Source organism: Lutimonas sp. (assembly GCF_051011215.1).
GTDB lineage: Bacteria > Bacteroidota > Bacteroidia > Flavobacteriales > Flavobacteriaceae > Lutimonas.
On the sequence record NZ_JBPCUJ010000027.1, the window covers coordinates 1 to 20108 of the forward strand.

At 37.9% G+C, this 20108-nt stretch carries 24 protein-coding genes; 7 read left to right on the forward strand and 17 right to left on the reverse strand.

The features are described 5' to 3' along the window. The first annotated feature begins 89 nt into the window (after nt 1–89). On the forward strand, nt 90–476 hold the full coding sequence (locus ACR2MV_RS03095) for a hypothetical protein (protein ID WP_434020434.1): 387 nt from the start codon (nt 90–92) through the stop codon (nt 474–476). Nucleotides 477–652: 176 nt separating this feature from the next. Further along, a complete protein-coding gene (locus tag ACR2MV_RS03100; RefSeq protein ID WP_434020435.1) occupies nt 653–1057 on the forward strand; it encodes a hypothetical protein in 405 nt (134 codons plus the stop codon). Between the two features lie 18 nt (nt 1058–1075). Here ACR2MV_RS03100 and ACR2MV_RS03105 read toward each other — a convergent pair whose 3' ends face one another. The 3 genes from ACR2MV_RS03105 to udk are packed head-to-tail and all read right to left on the reverse strand — an operon-like array spanning nt 1076 to nt 2513. After that, nucleotides 1076–1546 (reverse strand): hypothetical protein, encoded by a 471-nt coding sequence (locus ACR2MV_RS03105; protein ID WP_434020436.1) that lies wholly within the window; start codon nt 1544–1546, stop codon nt 1076–1078. A gap of 35 nt (nt 1547–1581) precedes the next feature. Then, the gene (locus ACR2MV_RS03110; protein WP_434020437.1) at nt 1582–1905 is read right to left on the reverse strand and encodes an FtsB family cell division protein; all 324 of its coding nucleotides are present in this window, start codon (nt 1903–1905) and stop codon (nt 1582–1584) included. Next, nucleotides 1902–2513: a uridine kinase gene (udk, locus tag ACR2MV_RS03115; protein ID WP_434020438.1), complete on the reverse strand. Its 612-nt coding sequence runs from the start codon at nt 2511–2513 to the stop codon at nt 1902–1904. The genes ACR2MV_RS03110 and udk overlap by 4 nt, the downstream gene beginning before the upstream one ends. A gap of 119 nt (nt 2514–2632) precedes the next feature. Here udk and ACR2MV_RS03120 point away from each other — a divergent pair, with 119 nt between their 5' ends. The 4 genes from ACR2MV_RS03120 to ACR2MV_RS03135 all read left to right on the forward strand — a co-directional run bounded on the left by ACR2MV_RS03120 (nt 2633) and on the right by ACR2MV_RS03135 (nt 7100). Continuing rightward, nucleotides 2633–4465: a SulP family inorganic anion transporter gene (locus ACR2MV_RS03120; protein ID WP_434020439.1), complete on the forward strand. Its 1833-nt coding sequence runs from the start codon at nt 2633–2635 to the stop codon at nt 4463–4465. A 161-nt stretch (nt 4466–4626) separates the two neighbouring features. Beyond that, nucleotides 4627–5235, forward strand: a complete 609-nt coding sequence (locus ACR2MV_RS03125; protein WP_434020440.1) for a WG repeat-containing protein — start codon at nt 4627–4629, stop codon at nt 5233–5235. A gap of 42 nt (nt 5236–5277) precedes the next feature. Continuing rightward, nucleotides 5278–5883, forward strand: coding sequence for a CDP-alcohol phosphatidyltransferase family protein (locus ACR2MV_RS03130; protein WP_434020441.1), 606 nt, complete (start codon nt 5278–5280; stop codon nt 5881–5883). A 101-nt stretch (nt 5884–5984) separates the two neighbouring features. Next, a complete protein-coding gene (locus tag ACR2MV_RS03135; protein WP_434020442.1) occupies nt 5985–7100 on the forward strand; it encodes a metallophosphoesterase in 1116 nt (371 codons plus the stop codon). Here ACR2MV_RS03135 and ACR2MV_RS03140 read toward each other — a convergent pair. The 14 genes from ACR2MV_RS03140 to ACR2MV_RS03205 all read right to left on the reverse strand — a co-directional run bounded on the left by ACR2MV_RS03140 (nt 7095) and on the right by ACR2MV_RS03205 (nt 18345). Then, nucleotides 7095–7877, reverse strand: a complete 783-nt coding sequence (locus ACR2MV_RS03140) for a patatin-like phospholipase family protein (RefSeq protein WP_434020443.1) — start codon at nt 7875–7877, stop codon at nt 7095–7097. The two genes, ACR2MV_RS03135 and ACR2MV_RS03140, sit on opposite strands and share 6 nt — an antisense overlap. 22 nt (nt 7878–7899) lie before the next feature. Then, nucleotides 7900–8889 carry an MlaD family protein gene (locus ACR2MV_RS03145; protein WP_434020444.1) on the reverse strand — a complete coding sequence of 330 codons (990 nt, stop codon included), beginning with the start codon at nt 8887–8889 and terminating at the stop codon, nt 7900–7902. Nucleotides 8890–8895: 6 nt separating this feature from the next. After that, nucleotides 8896–9636 (reverse strand): ABC transporter ATP-binding protein, encoded by a 741-nt coding sequence (locus tag ACR2MV_RS03150; protein ID WP_434020445.1) that lies wholly within the window; start codon nt 9634–9636, stop codon nt 8896–8898. A 4-nt stretch (nt 9637–9640) separates the two neighbouring features. After that, nucleotides 9641–10420, reverse strand: a complete 780-nt coding sequence (locus tag ACR2MV_RS03155; protein WP_434020446.1) for an MlaE family ABC transporter permease — start codon at nt 10418–10420, stop codon at nt 9641–9643. Between the two features lie 120 nt (nt 10421–10540). Continuing rightward, nucleotides 10541–11626 carry a Gfo/Idh/MocA family protein gene (locus ACR2MV_RS03160; RefSeq protein ID WP_434020447.1) on the reverse strand — a complete coding sequence of 362 codons (1086 nt, stop codon included), beginning with the start codon at nt 11624–11626 and terminating at the stop codon, nt 10541–10543. Between the two features lie 71 nt (nt 11627–11697). Next, entirely contained in the window at nt 11698–12129 is a 432-nt protein-coding gene (locus ACR2MV_RS03165) for a hypothetical protein (protein ID WP_434020448.1), read from the reverse strand. A 1-nt stretch (nt 12130) separates the two neighbouring features. Further along, entirely contained in the window at nt 12131–12706 is a 576-nt protein-coding gene (locus ACR2MV_RS03170) for a 4'-phosphopantetheinyl transferase family protein (RefSeq protein WP_434020449.1), read from the reverse strand. Nucleotides 12707–12715: 9 nt separating this feature from the next. Next, nucleotides 12716–12964 (reverse strand): acyl carrier protein, encoded by a 249-nt coding sequence (locus ACR2MV_RS03175; RefSeq protein ID WP_434020450.1) that lies wholly within the window; start codon nt 12962–12964, stop codon nt 12716–12718. Nucleotides 12965–12967: 3 nt separating this feature from the next. Beyond that, nucleotides 12968–14242 carry a beta-ketoacyl-[acyl-carrier-protein] synthase family protein gene (locus ACR2MV_RS03180; RefSeq protein ID WP_434020451.1) on the reverse strand — a complete coding sequence of 425 codons (1275 nt, stop codon included), beginning with the start codon at nt 14240–14242 and terminating at the stop codon, nt 12968–12970. Beyond that, nucleotides 14235–14678 (reverse strand): 3-hydroxyacyl-ACP dehydratase FabZ family protein, encoded by a 444-nt coding sequence (locus ACR2MV_RS03185; protein ID WP_434020452.1) that lies wholly within the window; start codon nt 14676–14678, stop codon nt 14235–14237. Before ACR2MV_RS03185 ends, ACR2MV_RS03180 begins: the two co-directional genes overlap by 8 nt. A gap of 4 nt (nt 14679–14682) precedes the next feature. Then, nucleotides 14683–15474, reverse strand: a complete 792-nt coding sequence (locus tag ACR2MV_RS03190; RefSeq protein WP_434020453.1) for an SDR family oxidoreductase — start codon at nt 15472–15474, stop codon at nt 14683–14685. Beyond that, nucleotides 15468–16520, reverse strand: a complete 1053-nt coding sequence (locus tag ACR2MV_RS03195; protein ID WP_434020454.1) for a type III polyketide synthase — start codon at nt 16518–16520, stop codon at nt 15468–15470. The genes ACR2MV_RS03190 and ACR2MV_RS03195 overlap by 7 nt, the downstream gene beginning before the upstream one ends. Beyond that, nucleotides 16517–17224 (reverse strand): methyltransferase domain-containing protein, encoded by a 708-nt coding sequence (locus tag ACR2MV_RS03200; protein WP_434020455.1) that lies wholly within the window; start codon nt 17222–17224, stop codon nt 16517–16519. The genes ACR2MV_RS03195 and ACR2MV_RS03200 overlap by 4 nt, the downstream gene beginning before the upstream one ends. After that, entirely contained in the window at nt 17221–18345 is a 1125-nt protein-coding gene (locus ACR2MV_RS03205) for an NAD(P)/FAD-dependent oxidoreductase (RefSeq protein ID WP_434020456.1), read from the reverse strand. Before ACR2MV_RS03205 ends, ACR2MV_RS03200 begins: the two co-directional genes overlap by 4 nt. A gap of 221 nt (nt 18346–18566) precedes the next feature. Between ACR2MV_RS03205 and ACR2MV_RS03210 the strand changes: the two genes are divergently transcribed. After that, the gene (locus ACR2MV_RS03210) at nt 18567–19826 is read left to right on the forward strand and encodes an NAD(P)/FAD-dependent oxidoreductase (RefSeq protein ID WP_434020457.1); all 1260 of its coding nucleotides are present in this window, start codon (nt 18567–18569) and stop codon (nt 19824–19826) included. Nucleotides 19827–20108 lie beyond the last annotated feature (282 nt).

Genomic DNA, 20108 nt, shown 5'->3' on the forward strand with positions numbered 1-20108 from the left:
GTTTCAGAACGTTAGATAAAATTCAATTCTCAAATTAGGGAATCTTGATATTTTTCGGTAATTTAGAGTTATGATCAAAAATTGATACCATGAAAAATTTTACTCGTTTTATGATTGTTGTTGCACTTTTTTTTATGAGTGTAAAATCTTCGGCTCAAGATAAAGACAACGTACCTAAAGAGCTATTATTAAGCAGTTTAAATAGCGTTGGAAAATTGAAGCTGGATAACGACCAAATCACAAAAATAATTGATTACAATTCGGGTTTTGTTGATGAAGTTTATAAAATTCTAGACAGTGAAAAGGAGGACAAATACAAAAAAAAATCACTTCAGGCGCTTCACTTGACTAGAGAAACAGATCTAAAAGAATTAATTGGGAAAAGCAAAACGAAAAAATACTTAAAGCTAATGGAAGACGAGCTTCGGCCTTTGGTCAAAAAAGATCATAGACTCAAACCTATTGCAAAAAGTTAAGGCTTAACTTATGTCTGTTTTCTGGGTCCGAGTGCAATTTTATATTGATTTCAATCGATCCTGAATTCTAAAATTACCAAATCTATTCTTGTTAGAAACTTTAGTCAAAACAATTCTCAGGATTCTGATTCTTGGCTTATATCTAAAGTTCAGAACTAATATTAAAAATGAATCACATGAAAAAAATTACCCTACTAGTTGCAGTATTCACTTTTATTTTATCGAGCACTCCTATAAGTGCTCAGAAAGAGCCTGATAAAAAAAACACATCCGAAGTTCCTAAAGAATTAGTTTTAAGTACATTAAATGGAGTGTCACACCTAAAACTAGACAATGATCAAATCACCAAATTAATGGATTATAACAAAGGCTTTGTAGACGAAGTTTATGAGATCATTGAAAGTGACAAAGAAGAAAAATATAAGAAAAAATCACTTCAGGCCTTGGCATATACTCGAGAAACGGACCTGCGTGAATTCCTGGGAAAACACAAAACAAATCATTATTTAAAATTGATGGAAGATGAGTTAAGACCGTTGGGAAGAAAAGATCACCGGTTAAAGCAGATTGCCAAAGATTAATTTTATACTATTCCTTTGTTATCCTTCAGACAGTAGTTTTTTCAATAATGTTGAAACTATAACTACAGGCAGGTCATCCTGATCAAAAAAACTCCAGGAAGTTTCATACGTGTACAAATCCACACTGCTCTTTGATTGTGACGTGTGCAAAGCAGCAATCATATGGGGTGACTCCGTTAAAATACTTGTTAGAAAATCTTGCCATGGCTCGTTCTGAAAAAAACCGTCAGTCAGCAAAAGCAATATATCTGTGTCATTTTCCACACATTGCCTTTGGATATGCTCCAACTTACTTTTGTATGGCGCAATATCCACATTACAGCCGAGATCTGCGAAAAGCCCTGCCCATGTGAGTAGCTTTTTCTCCTGAACAGTTTCGAATGCCGCTATTAAAAGTCTGGGACGCCTCCCTTCGTTCATGGCAAATAAATCGCTTATTTCTTTTGCCTGAATCTTTAACAAGCCCTCATCGTTTTCTTCTTGATTCAAAATTCCATTTTAATTTCTGCCTTCCATGGAAACAATTAATCTTCTTCCACCGTATCGTATTCAATAATAAAAATATCCTCGTTCTCTTTTTTCATCTTATATTCCTCACGGGCATATTTCTCCAGAGAATCCGGATCATTTAAATTATTGATGACATTTTGATCTGCTTCGATTTGCTTTTTATAATATTCATTGGCATTTTCCAGTTTTTCAATTTCCTGGTCCAGCTCTCTGTGATTCACAAAAAAAGAATTATCGTCGAAAAAACCCATCCATACCAAAAAAAGAACCAAAACAATAACGTACTTATTGCTCAGAAATCGAAATACCTTATTCTCTTTTAACTGTTTTAGATTCATCTTTCTAAACTTTCGTTAATGACTGTACGCACAATATCAATGGCCACTGTATTATACGTATCATTCGGAATAATCAAGTCTGCATAACTTTTCGTGGGTTCGATAAACTCCTCATGCATAGGCTTTAAGGTAGATTGATACCGTTCTAAAACCTCATCGATATCTCTACCCCGTTCCTGAATATCGCGCTTTAATCTTCTTATAAGACGTTCATCAGAATCAGCATGAACAAAAACCTTAATATCTAACAAGTCTCTCAACTCCTTTTTAGTGAGAATGAGAATACCTTCAACAATCACCACTTTTTTGGGATGGGTCACAAGCGTGTCCTGAACGCGATTGTGCGTAACAAAGGAATAAATCGGCTGCTCAATTACATTCCCGTTTTTTAATTCTTTGATATGCGCTATCAAAAGGTCGAAATCTATGGCCTTGGGATGGTCAAAATTAATGTTACATCTTTCCTGATAGCTTAAATGATCATTTTTGTTATAATAGGAATCCTGAGAAATAACAGTTACTTCAGCATCTGGCAGCTCATTCAAAATTTGTTTGACAACAGTCGTTTTACCACTTCCCGTCCCTCCGGCAATTCCAAGAATCAACATTGATTTATTTATTTAATGTGGTTAGAATTTGATTATTCTAAAACTCAAAACTATAAAAAAAGGATGGGAAATAGTCCAAAAATCATTATTTTCACTAGCTAACTAAAATCCAAGAACACATGAAAAATCTATTTTCCAATATTCGAGGGGATGCCTTAGGAGGAATTACAGCAGGAATTGTGGCACTGCCTCTGGCACTTGCCTTCGGTGTTTCATCAGGATTGGGACCAAGTGCAGGCTTGTATGGAGCCATTTTTCTTGGTTTTTTTGCAGCATTATTTGGTGGTACCTCAACACAAATATCCGGACCAACTGCGCCAATGACAGCAGTTAGTATGATTTTGATTGCCGGAATCTTGCAATCTCATGACGGTAATATCGATAAAGCACTGCCCATCATACTATCTGTATTTATCATTGCGGGTTTATTCCAAATTCTCATTGGAGCCATTGGCCTTGGAAAGTATATCAAATATATTCCCTATCCGGTGGTATCTGGATTTATGACAGCCATTGGCCTTATCATCATTATCACCAATATTTTACCGATTCTCGGATACTATGTGGAGAATGATCAGGCTAGAATTCAGGAGTTCAAACCTGAGGCCGAAGAACTGATCATTGAAAATATTTTAGAGGATGAAGCAGAAGAAGGATTATTGGTACTTGAGGATTTTAGAGAAACAATCAGGCGTGCTGAATTAATTTCAGAAGAAGAGATCATGAATGAGGCCAAAGTACTTGCAAACAAGGAAAACTCTGGTGTGATTGGTGCCATTAAAAGTTTACCAAGAGCTTTAAGAGCTATCAATTATATGGAACTTATCCTGGCGCTGTCCACCATTTTTATCATTTACGGGTTCAAAAAGATTACCACAAAAATCCCTTCCACATTGGTTGCCTTGGTGGTCGTTTCAGGTGTTGCCATTATAGGTGATCTGGATTACAGGCCCATTGAAGAAATACCCAGTGGTTTCCCTATGTTTCAAGCCAGAATATTTACCGAATTTGAGGTCGGATCGTTATCTCCTTATATTTTCACCGCAATTACCTTGGCATTTCTCGGAGCTATTGACTCCTTATTGACCTCTGTTGTAGCGGATAATATGACCAAAACCAGCCATAAACCAAATCGCGAATTAATCGGCCAGGGTATTGGAAATAGTATTGGTGGTTTATTTGGAGGTTTACCAGGTGCCGGTGCAACTATCAGAACTGTTGTCAATATTAACGCCGGTGGAAAAACAAAAATTTCCGGTATGATTGCAGGAACATTGTTACTGTTCATACTTCTTGCAATTGGACCATTGGCATCCAAAATTCCGGCTGCTGTTCTAGCAGGTATCCTCCTGACAGTAGGGATCGGTGTTATGGATTATAAAGGTCTAAGAGCCGTACCATCTATGCCTTCTACAGAAGTAATCGTCATGATTGTTGTATTGCTTCTTTCTACCTTCTGGAACCTGGTTTATGCCGTTGGAATTGGACTGATAATTGCTTCTCTTGTTTTTATGAAAAAAATGGGCGATTCAACCGAAAACAAATCAGATGTAAAAACATTAAAAGCAGAAAAATCCTGGACTGATGAATTAGAATTTCCTGAAGAAATGAAGGAAAAGGTGTTTATCAAACATATAAAAGGTCCTATTTTCTTTGGATCCACAAGTTTTATTCAAGTCCTTGCTAAACAGATACCCGCGAGCGCCTCCCATGTCATTATACGAATGGACAGGGTACCTTATATAGATCAATCCGGACTATTTGTCCTTGAAGATGTTATGTTGGAACTGGAGAAGAAAGACATCCATATTTTATTAGTGGATGTACAAAAACAACCTCTTTATTTGATGAATTCCATTGATATTATTCCGGATTTGGTATCGGAGGATAGAATTTTTGATTCCTTCGACGATTGCACAAAATGGATCTTGAAAAACATTTCATTGACCTAAACCATGTATAAAAAGCTGAATTTTACATATATAATTCAGCTTTTATTCTGATCATATTTTATGCCTTTATAATTCTTTTTTTTTCAAATTCATGATTTTTATCATTGTATTTAGATGATGAAGAAGCTACCTTTAATAGGTTTAACCTTTACTATTTTATCATGAAAACAGCTATCACTTTTGCGTTCGCTTTTATGATGTGTATCTCTATGAACGCTCAACTATTACAGGATTTAGATCACATCGAAAATTTTAATGAAGGGCTTGCTGCTATACAGAAAGGAGATCAATGGGCATTCATTGATCAACAGGGACAAATGATTGTCGATTTTCGCAAAGATATCGCATTAAAAAAGGGTGAAAAAGGTGCTGTGACGCTTCCAAAATTCAGCAATGAAAGGACTATTATTACAGCTGTAAAAGAAGGTATTCATTTCTATGGGTATATTGATAAGACAGGTAAAACAGTGATTGAATGTCAATATGTAAATGCCACGGTCTTTGCAAATGGATTTGCGCTGGTGATGCAATATTCGAAAGAAGTTGTCGGAAAAAATAATTTACTCGGGAAAGACGTCGTCAGTTATCAGATTGAAGAATATGTGATCGATTCAAACGGGAAAGCATTGACTGCCGGATTGAATCCGAGAAACTATGTTCCGAGTAAAATGAAAAGCGGTGAAGCTCCTGATTTTACGACCCATTTTATAGGCGAACGCATGATTGCAGTTCAGGGACCTGATCAAAAATGGGATATTTATTCATTCTAGGCTTTTACTTTAATTCCTAGACTACTAAAAAGGTGTAGATCTATGTTGACTTTTAAGAATTTCAATATTGCCGATTGGTTTTCATTCTATAGGATTTTTGCCGCACCTTTTTTACTGCTCATTGCCTGGCTGGGCAATCGTGAACTTTTTACCTGGTTATTATTGCTGAGCTACAGCACAGATATGATAGATGGATTTCTTGCTCGCAGATTGAAAATTACCAGCCCTAGAGGTTCTCAATTGGATTCCATTGGAGATCAAATCACGCTGCTGGTAGGGTTTGTTGGATTGCTGGTTTTTGAAAATCAGTTTATTGTAGCAAACTTCCAATGGATTCTTATTCCATTTATTTTGTATTGTTTTCAAATGATCATCGCTTTTAAAAAATATGGGAAAGCAACCGCTTTTCATACCTACCTCGCAAAATTGTCAGCTGTTATTCAGGCAGTATTTATTCTTTGGTTACTATTCTTCGGCCCCTTATACTGGCTGTTCTTTGCCATGATTATTATTGGTGTCATTGAAACAATAGAAGAGATATTATTGATATTTATGTATCCTCATTGGGTGGCAGGAGTCAAGGGGTTTTACTGGGCAAACAAAGACAAACGTCGCATAGTTGAACATGATAAGAAACAGCGTCTATGAGATCATTTTCAAATTTTTCAATATTTCTGCTTTGCCTTGCAATATTTATTATTGATGTCCTTGCATTTTACTGGCTGCAATCAATAACCCAGCTTTTAAATATGCCTCAATTGAGACTTGCAATTCACATATCTTTCTGGTTCTTTACCATCGGCTTGATAACAGCGATTGCTATCTTAAAAGTTCGATTGGACAGAATTCATCCGCAACGTAAACACCTGTTGATTACCTCTTTGTATGGTCTCACGGTATCGTCATTTATTCCAAAAATCATTTTTATCATCATCATTTCCATCCTATATTTTTCACATCATGTACTCTCCGAAAAAGAATCATTGATTATCATTCCCTTCGTAGGCTTACTTGGTGGCTTTCTACCTTTCTTCGTAATTATTTATGCCATATTCAAGGCACTTTACAGATTCAAGGTACACCATTTGCATATACAGGTACATACCTTACCGAAAGCCTTTGATAAATTAAGGATCGTTCATATTTCGGACTTGCATCTCGGCAGTTTTAACTTTCGATACCATATCCTCGACAGGGCGGTAACCCTGATCAATCAACAGAAACCTGATTTTATTTTTTTTACCGGAGATCTTGTAAACAATTTTGCCTGGGAATTAAAAGGCTGGGCTGAGATCATGGGAAAAATGAAAGCCAAAACGGGAAAATTCGCTGTATTGGGCAACCATGATTATGGAGACTATAGTTCCTGGGAAACGCCGGAATTGAAAAAAAGTAATTTAGAATCCATCCAGTACTTTTATAAAAAAATCGGCTTTGAACTGTTGATGAATGAAGGCAGCATCATCAGGAAAAACAGAGAAGAAATTGCCATATTAGGAGTTGAAAACTGGGGAAACCCACCCTTTAAACAATATGGTGATTTGAATAAAGCAATTAAAAATACTTCACATGTTCCCTTTAAAATTTTGCTCTCTCATGACCCAACACATTGGAATGAAGAAGTGGTGCATCTCACTGATATCTCCCTGACCTTATCTGGTCATACTCATGGCATGCAGGCAGGCGTGCGGTTAAAGAACAAACAATGGAGCCCTATCAAATATAAATACAAACATTGGGCTGGACTGCATCGGGAAGGGAATCAATACCTCAATGTGAACAGAGGTTTGGGCTGGCTTGGCTTCCCTGGAAGATTAGGAATGCGTCCTGAAATTACCTGCATAGATCTTCGAAGTGATTCATGATTCAGATGGCATAAGGGGCCCCTCTTTTTTTAAGGTCTCAATCGCACATTCGTACCCTATCGCAAAGATCTCATCAATTTTTCCAATGTCGAGAAGTGCGTAATCATGTAACTTTTTGGGCTGAAACATCAAGTCACAATGTTTAAACTTCGCCAATGACCTTTTTGAATAATTAATTCGGATCGCCCGTTCTAAAACTTTAAGAGAATTCTTAAGCTCCATTGGTGCTATCTTATTTAAAGGACTGGCGTAAACACCGATTAACCGATCACTGATACCCATCAAAGGAGCAATCGGAAAATTGTCCAAAATTCCTCCATCTCCATAAATCACCTTATCCATGAGAATGGGAGAAAACAATCCTGGGAAGGCCAAAGATCCCAGTAATGGCCGGATAAGATCTCCTTGGTCAAACACCTTCACATCTCCCTGGCATAAATCGACGGTGGTGACAAATAACTTTTTTTCCAATCCGGAAAAACGGTCATGAGGAAAATACTTTTTAAAATCAGGGTAAAATTTATCCGTATCAATAAATCCGGGTTTTAGCAAGGCAAACTTATTGACCTGAAATATGGGAATCAGCTTAAAGAACTCTAACATTTGTTCGGGAGTATAGCCATTGCAATACAGAGCTCCCACAACTGCTCCTGCTGATGAGCCAGAGACCACATCAGGAACAATATTGTATTCGAGCAAGGCCTTAATGACACCTATGTGAGCTACCCCTCGTACGCCCCCACCTGATAAAACCAATCCGCACTTATAGCTATCCATGACCATTTTTTTACTATTGTTTTCACTGTTCCAGTTTCTTCTCTTCTTTACGACGCGCTTTCTCCTGCTTTTTAAAATATCCCTTAAAGAAAGTATTGTGTTTTAAAGCTTCCAGATTTTCATTGAGTAAAATACTGCCTTCCTTCAAGTTCTTTACAGTCTCATTGATATCCCTCACAAGGGTTGTATCTGTTACCAAATAATTAAACGTCCCCTCTCCTTCTTTTACTTTCAAAATAAGTTCATTGAGATTCTGAATTACTGTATTCACATTTTTACTCGATGCTTCTAAATTGCTTATCACTGCCCTGACCTGCTCAGCAGCGACAGAATCTTTTAAAAAAACATTGAGCACGTTATTCTCCTGAGAAGCTGTCTGGACGAGTTGTTTAATTTCCGATATCGTAACGGATGCTTCTTTACTGGCATGATTTACATGCAGCATGGTTTCTTTCAGGTCTTGTGCCATGGCCTCATCATTCAATAACAATCCTAATGTTCCTTTTCCTTCATTAATACGAAGAGAAATTTTCAACAATTCTTCTGACAGAGCTGCCACATTATCGTTGGTATTGCTCAGCGTTGACATCATATCTGTTGTTGACCTCTGACCAACAGACCTGATGGTATCACCTGTTTGCAACCCAATTCCTTTGCTGTCTGACGGTAAAATATTGACCACCATGCTTCCCACCAAACCATCTGAGCCAATAATAGCATATACATTCTTCTTCATATGCTTGCGAATCCCCTCTTCTATCACAAGACCTACGCAAATCGTTGAATCATTCAACATGACAATATCCTGTACTGTGCCAATATTAATTCCGGCATAACGCACATTGTTTCCAATTTTAAGCCCTTTTACATTTGTGAAAACTGCTGTAATTTCGAAGGTATCTCCAAATAAATTCTGTTTCTTTCCAATTACATAAAGAGAAACCACAAGAATGATCCCCGTTACTAAAACGAACAGGCCTAATCTCAATTTTTGTGAACTAGTGACTTTCATACTCTTTTATTTAAAAAATGCCTTAATATTTTCATCCGAAGAATTTGACAATTCTTCAAAGCTTCCTTCGGCATAATTAACTCCATTGATCAATAATATCATTCGATCTGCGATCACACGTGAACAATCCACATCATGTGTTATAATTAACGCTGAAGACCCATGTTTTCGCTGAACATCTCTCATCAGTTGAATTATTTCTTTGGCTGTTATTGGGTCTAAACCTGTTGTTGGTTCGTCATAGATAATAATTTTCGGATGTAATATGATCGCTCTTGCCAGAGCAACTCTTCTTTTCATACCTCCTGACAACTCATTCGGCATTACATTGATGGCATCTATTAAACCGACTGACTCCAAAGCCTGAATGACAAGTGCATCTTTGTCTTTTTGAGGCATGTGTTGCTTTCTCAATGGAAATTCTAAATTTTCCCGTACCGTCATGGAATCGTATAGTGCGCTTCCCTGAAAAAGAAATCCAATCTTTTTTCTCAACAGATCCAACTCAGCATGCTCCAGTTGCAAAACATCCTGGCCCATAATTTTAATGTGGCCCTCCTCTGGTTGTATCAAACCCATCAAACATTTGACGAGCACAGATTTACCCGAACCTGACTTTCCCATAATAACCAGATTCTCACCTGGTTTTAGCGTCATATGAAACCCTTTCAAAACAATATTATCTCCAAATCGCTTTTTTAGGTTGCTGATGCTAAGCATGCTTGTATGTTCCTCTGTTTGACTCATCCTTTCAGTTATAAAAAATATCTGTTACAAACACTGCAATAAAGTCGATCACAAAAAGCAACATGGAAGTAAATACCACTGCCGTGTTTGATGCCTCTCCCACTCCAACGGTTCCTCGTTTGCAATTATAGCCTTTAAAACAACCAACAAGCCCTATCGCAAATCCAAAAAAGAAAGATTTGATAATTGCCGGATTGGTATCCGAATACTCCAATGCGTCAAAAACCGCATTAAAGAATAATACAAATGAAACATCCCCTTTTAGATTTTCAATCAGTGCCGATCCTAATAAGGCAATCGCATCACCAAAAATGATCAACAACGGGATCATTAAAGTTGCCGCTGTAATTCTGGTAACCACCAAATATTTAAAAGGATTTGTTCCTGAAACTTCCATGGCATCGATTTGTTCGGTCACCCGCATGGAACCCAACTCCGCACCAATACCGGAACTAATTCTCCCGGCACATATCAAAGCGATAATGACAGGTCCGATTTCCCGAACGATGGAAATCCCAACCATGGATGGCATCCACGAACCGGCACCAAACTCTAATAAAGTAGGACGTGTTTGCAATGTCATTACCAAACCAAGAATAAAACCTGTAACGCCAACAAGCATGAGTGATTTATTACCCATTTGATAGCATTGTCTCATTAATTCCTTAAACTCAAAGGGCCTGGTAAATACTTCTTTAAAATAACGTCCTGCAAAATAAGATAGCTCTCCAACTTCAATTAAAAAAGATTTGACACTATTTGGTATGTGCAAACTATGATTCATAATTGCATCTTGGTCATTACTATCAAAGTTACTTAAGAGCGATGTCAATTATAATGATTTAAATCATTTTTAAAGCAAGCTTATCATTATTTGAAAAAGATCCAATTAGAACGAACAGCATCAAATTTGAATTGTCATGCCTTTTTTCTGGATGGATTCAAATATGGCTTCAACCACTCGTATGTCCTTCAATCCTTCCGCACCTGGCACAATCACCTGTGTATTATTCATGATGGCCAAAGCATCATCATCCATCTGTCTGGCCTGCTGGTTACCGGCAAAAGCCTTAAATATGGTTCCTTCGCTCGTCTTACCAGTAACTCCCGAATATGACTGAAAAGGCTGCAACTCATACCAGCCTTTTGCACAATCTATCTTTAAATGGTTCAAATTCTCTGCAAATGAAGTTTTACATCTGGCTTTTATTCCGCCTGGAAAATCCAGATCAAAAAAAGTTGTTTCATCAACTTTTATCAATTCCGGTCGAGAATTTTCCATACGGGCACTCACACTAATTGGTTCCAAGCCAGTCGCATAACGAACAGCATTTAAGGGATAAACTCCCATATCAAACATAGCGCCACCTCCTAATTCTTTATGCAGTTTCCAATGCGTACCGTCTCCTCCTCTATTGAAAAATCCTGCTTCAGCGGTTAAGGTATTGATCTTTCCAAAGGGCTTTGAAGAAGCCATTTCAATTATTTTATTCGTTACCGGCTCATGCTGCATCCTGTATCCTATGGTTAAATTTACCTTGTTCTTCATGCATGATGCGATCATTTCCTCGCAATCTTTTACTGAAGTAGCCATCGGCTTTTCACACCAAACATGTTTGCCCGCCTCAGCCGCTATAATGGTATATTTCTTATGCATTGTATTTGGAAGCACAATATAAACGACATCAATATCTTCATTATTGGCTATTTGATGCATATTGTCATAATTGTAAATATTCCTGTCTGGAATCCCGTACTTTGACTTCCATACCGGGATCTTCTCGGGAGTTCCTGTGACAATTCCTTTTAATTCACAATGCTTCGTTAATTGTAAGGCCGGGGCCAACAAATCCTTGCTATAGTAACCCAGTCCTACCAGAGCAACACCCAACTTTGGTTTCTGATGTGCATATAAATAGTGAGGAAAAGGTACTGAGCTGGCCGCCATCACGAGAGCGGATTTTTTTAAAAAGGATCTTCGGTTAGTCATCATTTAATTTTAAAGGCTGGTTACATGATAAAAGCCTTCTAAAGTTATGAAAACGAGCCATGTAATCAAAACTATCCGGAAGAAGTAAACAATCTTAGATAGATTTTGTTGACCAACCAATTCCCTGCAGGAAAATAGAATGCAAAAAATAAGGCCATGGCTAAACTAAAATTCCGGACCCCAAAAAATCCATCCAAAAGATTATCTGGGTAAGCATAAGAAGTTTGAAGCGCATATCCACTGAATTCTAAAAGGCCCATAAAGACCAAACCATAGGCATATTGCTGATAAAAAGGAAGGCCTCTTAACAAAAGTGAGATTGGGATCATGTAGACTAAATAGACGGTAATCACCTGCCACCAAAAAGTAAATCTGGCAATCTCTGAAAAAGTACCGAACTGATCCATTAAAATCCCCCATATTCCATACACAAAAATATAGATCAAAACCAGCCGTTTGTCTACGTCTAGTTTGTGCTTAAAATATGCCAGAAACTCATTCATTTCAATGATAAATTAAAATAGCTCCAAAATCACCATGATGACTTAGAGAACATAAAACATCCACTTTTTCACCTTTATTGAAAATTTCAGGGATGCCATTGAGCGTTTTCTTCAAGGTCAAATCTTTCATTTTACAGTTGCTAATGACAGCCACTTTCTTCAACAGGTATTGATATAGATCAGCTGATGACAACTTGGTGTCAAATTTTTTTAAAACGGAACTCAATCTTGAAGGATCTCCACCCTCCTCCCAGGCCACGGAATGAATTGAACTTCCATTAATGGAGCTATGGGTATGAAATACCCTGTCTTTAAAGTGTACTTTTCCACCAACCTCATCAGAGGTGGTGCAGATAAATTTTCCGGGATTAAAAACTCTTTCCTTGGAATTTCTAAAGGCCGCCTTATAAGCACTTTCTTTCATTGACCAAAGACGCCAAACCATGCGCTCACTACAAGTAGACTCCTTTATTTGCAATCTTTCTTTACAGGTAAATAATTTCTCCAGATAACCAGGTCGTTTCCAATCAGAAAACTGACGTGAATAAGGTATGTCTACAATATCGTTGCCTATCATAACTCAAGCCTAAGCCAATTTCTTCTGAATAATCTCAATTGCCTTCTGAACCGTCAGCATCTGCTCCATTGATTCATTGTCAATTTCTATATCAAAGGCGTCTTCCACATCCAATACGATATCTACCAAATTTGCAGAATTCACTTTTAAATCATTGATAAAGTCGGTTTCCTCATTCAGGGATTCAAAGGCCTCCTGGTCCTGAATATAAGGTTTGACTATTTCCTTTAATTTTAAAATCATTTCTTCTTTATTCATATACTAGTCTTTAAATTTTTGAAAAACGATACAGGCGTTTACATCTCCAAAACCAAAACTAGCCTTGGCAACTGTATTGACCTCTAAATTCTTTATTCGGCCCGGAATCGATTCATGTAAGATCATTTTCTCTATCTCAGGATGCAAATCTTCGCAATTAATGGAAGGAAAAACAAAGCCATGAACAATTTGCAACACAGCTGCAACTGATTCAATACTTCCGGCGGCAGCGAGGCAATGACCTGTCATGCTTTTCAGAGAATTGATCAAAGGGAAGTTCTCTTTGGAATAGCCCAGGGCCTCTTTCCAATTCCTAATCTCCATCGCATCCTTCATTGTTGCCGTTAAATGTCCGTTGATACAATCGATCTCTTCAGCCTTTATTCCTGCATTTGTGATCGCTGATTGAATACATCGCTGAACGGCCTCGGCATTGGGGGCCGTCATGCTTCCTCCATTGCGCTGCCCACCAGAGTTTATATGCCCTCCCAAAACTTCAGCATAAATAGTAGCTCCTCGCTTTTTTGCACTCTCCAGATCCTCTAATAAAAAAGCACCGGCCCCGGAACCGGGTACAAAACCGGATGCAGAAGCACTCATTGGTCTGGACCCACTTTTCGGATCCTGGTTATGTTTATAAGTCATCACTCTCATGGCATCAAATCCACCCCAGATATAGGTACCATGATCGCTGCAACTGCCAACCAACATGCGCTTGGCCTTTCCTTGTCTGATCCGATCAGCTCCCATTAAAATGGCTTCTGTCCCCGTTGTACAAGCAGATGAATTAGTTGTTACCTGATTACCACAGCCTAAAATACCACCTAAATAAGCGCTGATTCCACTGGCCATGGTCTGAGCTACTGTAGTACTGCCTAACCTTCGTACCTTACCGTCATCCAATTTATAAATAGCCTCCCTGAATTTATCCACACCTGATTGGCCTGTTCCAAATACGATTCCGGTGTCAAAATCAACCTGACTTTCCGAATCTATTGCAAAACCTGCATCTCTCCAGGCATCCATCCCTGCCATACAACCGTAAAGAATTCCCGAACTGTTGAAATTTTTCAGCTGTAAGCTGGTAAGGTACGTTGCTTTTAGTTCTTCACTTACCTCTGGAACACCTCCAATACAACATGAAAAACCATGCTCTTTTAGCTCTTCAAAATAGCGAATTCCAGAAATGCCATCCTGAATTGATTTCAAGAACTGTTGAATACCAACCCCATTCGGCGCTACCACTCCCATACCCGTTATTACGATTCTTTTACCCATTGTTTGACCCAATCATTCCGGCGATTTTACCACGACACACCAATCCTCCCTCTTCGTTATACAAATTTACCTGACACTTTAATTTACGAAACCTAAAGTATTGTTTTTCAGAAACAACAGTTACCTTTTCACCAGGAGTTACAGGTAGGTAAAAATCTACCTCATGTGAACTCAAAGCAATAGCAGGTAAGGAAGTTTTTAGTTCTTTTCTCATTAAATAAATGCCCAGACAAACCACACCTATTTGTGCCATGGTTTCTGTCAGAATAACACCTGGGGTAATCGGATTGTCTTTAAAATGTCCTTTGTAAAAATAACTGTCCTTATCAAAAGTATAACATCCTGTGACTCCCTCCTCACTTATGTGAGTCAAAGTATCTACAAACAAAAACGGTTTGCAATATGGCAGAAATGTCATTATCTCATCAGACCCCATAACTTTAATTTATATGTTCTCCTCCGTCCACAGGTAATATGCATCCATTGATCCAGGCTGCTTCCTTTTTACATAAAAGATAAACGGCATTGGCGACGTCTTCAGTGGTTGTTAATCTTGAAAATGGATTCCTCATTATGGCCTGTTCTTTGATTTTATCACTTCCTGGAATCATTCTCAATGATCTGGTATCCGTCACTCCCGCCTGAATGCAATTGGCTCTGACACCGAAGGGAGCAAACTCCAAAGCAATGTTTCTGGTAATAGCCTCTAGTCCTGCCTTGGCTGCGGATACAGCGGCATAATTTTTCATGGCCCTTCTTCCTCCTTCGCTTGTAAAACTGATCACTCTGGCATCCTCTGCAAACAACTCAGCGTCAAAGAGCGACTTGAACCAATCGAGCAAGCTTATGGCCATAGCATCAATGGTTAACTGAAAATCCAGACTTGTCAAAGAATTTGATGCATCCGCCATCGGCTTTAAATTACCTTTTGCCACGCTGTGCAGCAAGCATTTAATATTCCCTGCTGTCCCTATTGTCTCTTTCAAGTCCGTCAGAATTTCAATCTTATCATTTTCTTTCAATAAGTCCTTGTTAAAGGAAATAAAGGAATTTCCAAATTTTCTAATTTCATCAAAATCCTGTTCAATGAGTCTTAAATCACTTTTTCGATCCCGATGCACGATGCAAACACTCATCCCTTCTGAGGCCAATTTTTTAGCTGAAGCCAGGCCGAGACCTCTCGATCCTCCCAATATCAAAGCCCAATCATTTGTATTAAATTCTTTTACCATTGTAATAAGACTCTTTGTGCTGAAAATCCGGGTCCGAAACTTAACATCAAGCCCAAATCTCCCTCCTTTATATCTCTTTCTAAAAATCGCTGTAAGACATACAGCACTGTTACGCTGGACATATTTCCATATAATCTCAGCACTTCCTTGGTATCATTGATGTTCTTCCCCAGGCTACCAAACAAAGACTCCACTGTCTGCACGATCTTTTTTCCACCGGGATGAAAAATTAAATGGTCAACATCAGCTATTTGCACTTGATTTTTTTCCAAAAAAGGATGTACAATAGCAGGGAAGTGACTCGCAATGGTTTCCGGAACGGATTTATCAAGAATCATTTGCAATCCGGTATTTCTCAGCTTAAAGCCCATCATTTGTTCTGCATGATAAAAATGATACATGGCCTCATCTACAATTACCGGCCCCCTGTCTTCTTCGCAGGAGGATAATATAACCGTGGCAGCACCATCACCAAAAATGGCGGCACTCACCATATTTACCATAGAAAAATCATCCAGCTGAAAGGTTGCGGTCGGAGATTCTACGGCCACCACGGCAGCCCTTTTTCCTGGGTTTGCTTTTAAAAAGTTCTTGGCATATATTATTCCTGACACTCCGGCAGCACAGCCCATTTCTGTTACAGGTAAACGAACGGTATCTTGTTTCATATCCAAGCGATTGATCAGATAGGCATCGAGTGATGGAATCATAATTCCTGTACAACTAACGGTAATCAAAAAATCAATATCCTTGGCCTCCAGGGAAGACTTCCTTAGGGATTTCTTTAAACTGGATTCAGCCAAAATCACGGTTTCCCTTTCGTAGATATCGTTTTTTTCTTCAAAACTGGTTTTATGAAATACTTCTTCCGCATCCATAATTGAATAGCGTTTATCCACACCGGCATTTTCAAATATTTTGATAATCTTCCTTCTGAAACGACTCTCCTGACCAGACAACCACAGATCAAGATAAGGAATAATATCCTTGGTATTTCTCGTATATTTTGGCAAGGCTTTCGCCACCGATACTATTTTTACACTCATATTTTTGTATACATGACCCATTGGAATCTGAAGGCCCATCTCCAGCCAATCTCGCTTTTAATTTTTAATAATTTCGCAAAATTCTCTAGCTCATTTCTCTTAAATGATCGTAGAATAGACACTAAACCATCATTTCTTACTATTTTATTGTTAAAAAATACACTGATGATACTGAATAAAAAATAGGCAATTTTACTTCTTTGTAAATCATTTACAACAATTCCCAAGGACGCCTTGTCTTTAATTCTGCTTAAATTTTCTATGATTTCTTCATTGCTCAGATGATGAAGGAATAATGTCAATAAAGCAATATCATACTTCACATCCCTAAATTCTTCTGAAAAAATATTTAATTGAATAAATGTTATGTTTTCATAGCCAACAGACAACTCTCTTGCGTAATTTATGGTGTCTTTATTGGCGTCAACTCCAATCAACTCAAAGTCATAACCCAGTTGGATACCCAATTTGGAGATCCGTCTTAACATGTCTCCATTGCCACAGCCCAGATCTACGATTTTTATTTTTTGTTGCCTGGATTCATTGGCAACTAACTTCTCGACACCATTCAAAGAAATGTGATTCCCTCCCAGCCATTTATTGATGGTAGCCAAAATATCAAGGTTCTCCCTCAAATGAGCTCCTTCCAATGAAAAATCATCCATGATCTCCCTTTCGTTACTTCTGGTCTTGGTACTTATCATGCTGTTTCAATTAATTTTCCATGAGTCATTCTAATGATTGTTGAAAGCAGGTTGGGAAACTTTTTTAATTGACCTATTGAAAACAATGTCAGTTTTTTCATTCTAAATAAAGAAGCCAAAACTCTACCGATCCTCAGTCTAAGTTTAAAGGTCTTATTCCATTCTTTTTCATACTGTTTCTCTAACTCCGATCGACTGATAGATTCATTGAAATATTGTCCAATTAATTCGGAAATTATTTTGGCACTTCGAATGGCCATACTCATTCCATTTCCCGACAAGGGATGTATCATTCCAGCACTGTCTCCACTCATCAAAATATGATGCTCCACCAATTGTTTTTTGGCAAATGAGATTTGGCTGATCGTTATGGGTTTTTCAAAAGTAGGCTCGGAATTTTCTAATATCTTTTTTAAAACACCGTTCTGGTGCATAATTTTCTGTTGAAACTCTTCAATGTTCTTATATTTCTTGAATTGATCATACTCCGTGATATAACAAATATTAATCCTGTTACCCTCTACATTTGAGACGCCACAATAACCACCATAAAAATGATGCAAACCAACCAGGTCTTCAGGATATTCTCCCTTGAAATGAGATTTTACCGCCAAAAAAGGTGCCTTGGATTTAAAAAAAGATCTATTTAATTTTTGATCCAAAATTGATCTTTTTCCATAAGCTCCAATCACAAAAACAGCATTCAGATTTTCGTTATTTTTTAAACTCAGGATAAATTGATCCTCTTTAAACTCAATATTTAAAACGGTATCCTGAAGTACGACTACTCCCTGATCTTTTGCTTTTAGCAACATCATTTCGTCGAGACTATACCGACTTATACTGAATCCTCCCAAGGGCAGTTTTGCCTTCACAGATGTCCCTCCTACTGAGCTCATCTCAAAATTCCGAATCTTTTTCGCTCCCTTCTCAAAGGGATCAATACCCAAAAAATTTAGGTAAGGAAGGACCTCGTTGGAAAGATATTCTCCGCATACTTTATGCCGCGGAAAGTCATTTTTTTCAACTAAGGTAACATCAATTCCTAAACGAGAAAGATGCAGTGAAGAAGTCAAACCAGCTAAACCTCCCCCTACAACAACAACACTTACTAAAGACATTAATTCAAATCAATTTTTAAAATTAAAAGATACGGCTATTTTAACAATGTTTGCCTATTGCATTTAAATCAATAACCATAAGTCACTAAACAAAATCGATATGACAAACCTTTCCTGTTATTTATCAATTAGATAAGGCTGCGAATTGATAAATAATTAATATTTTCGAATGAAGATAGGAACCTATCAAACAGTATCTTTAACAGACATTTCTATGCTTCATGGCTAAAAAACATAAAATAATCATCATCGGGGCCGGGTTCGGGGGCATTACACTGGCAAAATCCTTTAAAAATAAAAATGTCGAGGTTTTGTTAATTGATCAAAATAATTACCACAACTTTCAACCGCTGATGTACCAGATTGGCACCGGAGGTCTGGAGCCTTACAGTATAGCTTATCCGGTGAGAAGAATTTTTAGAAAGCAAAAAAACCTGCGTTTCAGAATGACTAAGGTGAGATCGGTTGATGCAGAAAAGAAAAGAATAAAAACATCCGTAGGGAGTTTTCATTATGATTATTTAATAATAGCTACGGGCAGTAAGAGTAACTTCTTTGGTTTTGAAACCATTAAAAATAAATTGTTCCCGCTGAAATCAATTCCGGATGCCTTAAACATGCGCAGTTTTATTTTCCAGAATTTAGAAAGATCTCTCACGAAACAGAAGGATGAATCTTTGGAAGAAATCTTGAATATTGCCATTGTGGGAGGTGGTCCTGCCGGGATAGAATTGGCTGGGGCTTTGGCGGAAATGAAACGTTATGTGATTCCCAGAGATTTTCCGGATTTGGACACTACAAAACTAAGTATCAATTTATACCAGTCCTCACCAAGACTTTTAAAAGCCATGTCTGAAGAAGCCTCCCAGAAAAGTTTGGAATACCTGGAAAAACTTGGAGTCAATGTTTGCCTCAATTCAAGGGTAACTAACTATAAACATGATGAATTAACTCTTTCTGACGGCAGCTCTTTTAAGACAGATACTCTGATCTGGACTGCTGGAGTAAAAGGTGCTCCTATCAAAGGTTTACCTGAAAAATCAATTGGAGGTGGAAATAGAATTCTAGTTGATGCTTTTAATCAAGTAATCGATACAGAAGGTGTTTTTGCCATCGGTGATGTGGCGGCTCATAGTACAAAAGAGAATCCCAGGGGCTTACCTATGCTTGCTCCTGTGGCAAAACAGCAAGGAAAATTACTGGCTAAAAACATCTTGAGTCTGTCGAACAACAAGCCAATGAAACAATTTGAATACCAAGACAGCGGAGTCATGGCTACGATTGGTCGAAAAAAAGCTGTTGTAGATCTCAAAAAATGGAAATTTCAAGGTGGTTTTGCCTGGTTCTTATGGATGTTTGTGCATATTGTTTCGCTTATCGGTTTCAGAAATAAGTTTGTGGCCTTCTTCGATTGGTTTGCAAATTACCTTACCTATGACAAACCTTTAGGATTGATTCTTAGGCCACACAAAAGGAAATAACATACGCCAAATTAATAGTGACTACTGTTATTTGAATCTCTATACCCTGCTTCCAGACAATTTCAATGCGGTACGAATTAAAAAATGCGTCCCAAAATGATGTTCATATGAATCCTTTGAAAGACCATTTCATACAGGTTTCCTGATCAGATGAAACAGCGAATATCACTCAACCACAGTTCAATTAAAAATACTTCTATATTCGACATTCGGCATTCAACATTCGATATTCCATATTCGACATTCCAGCAGGATTACCTCACTCCACTCGGTGATCCTCAA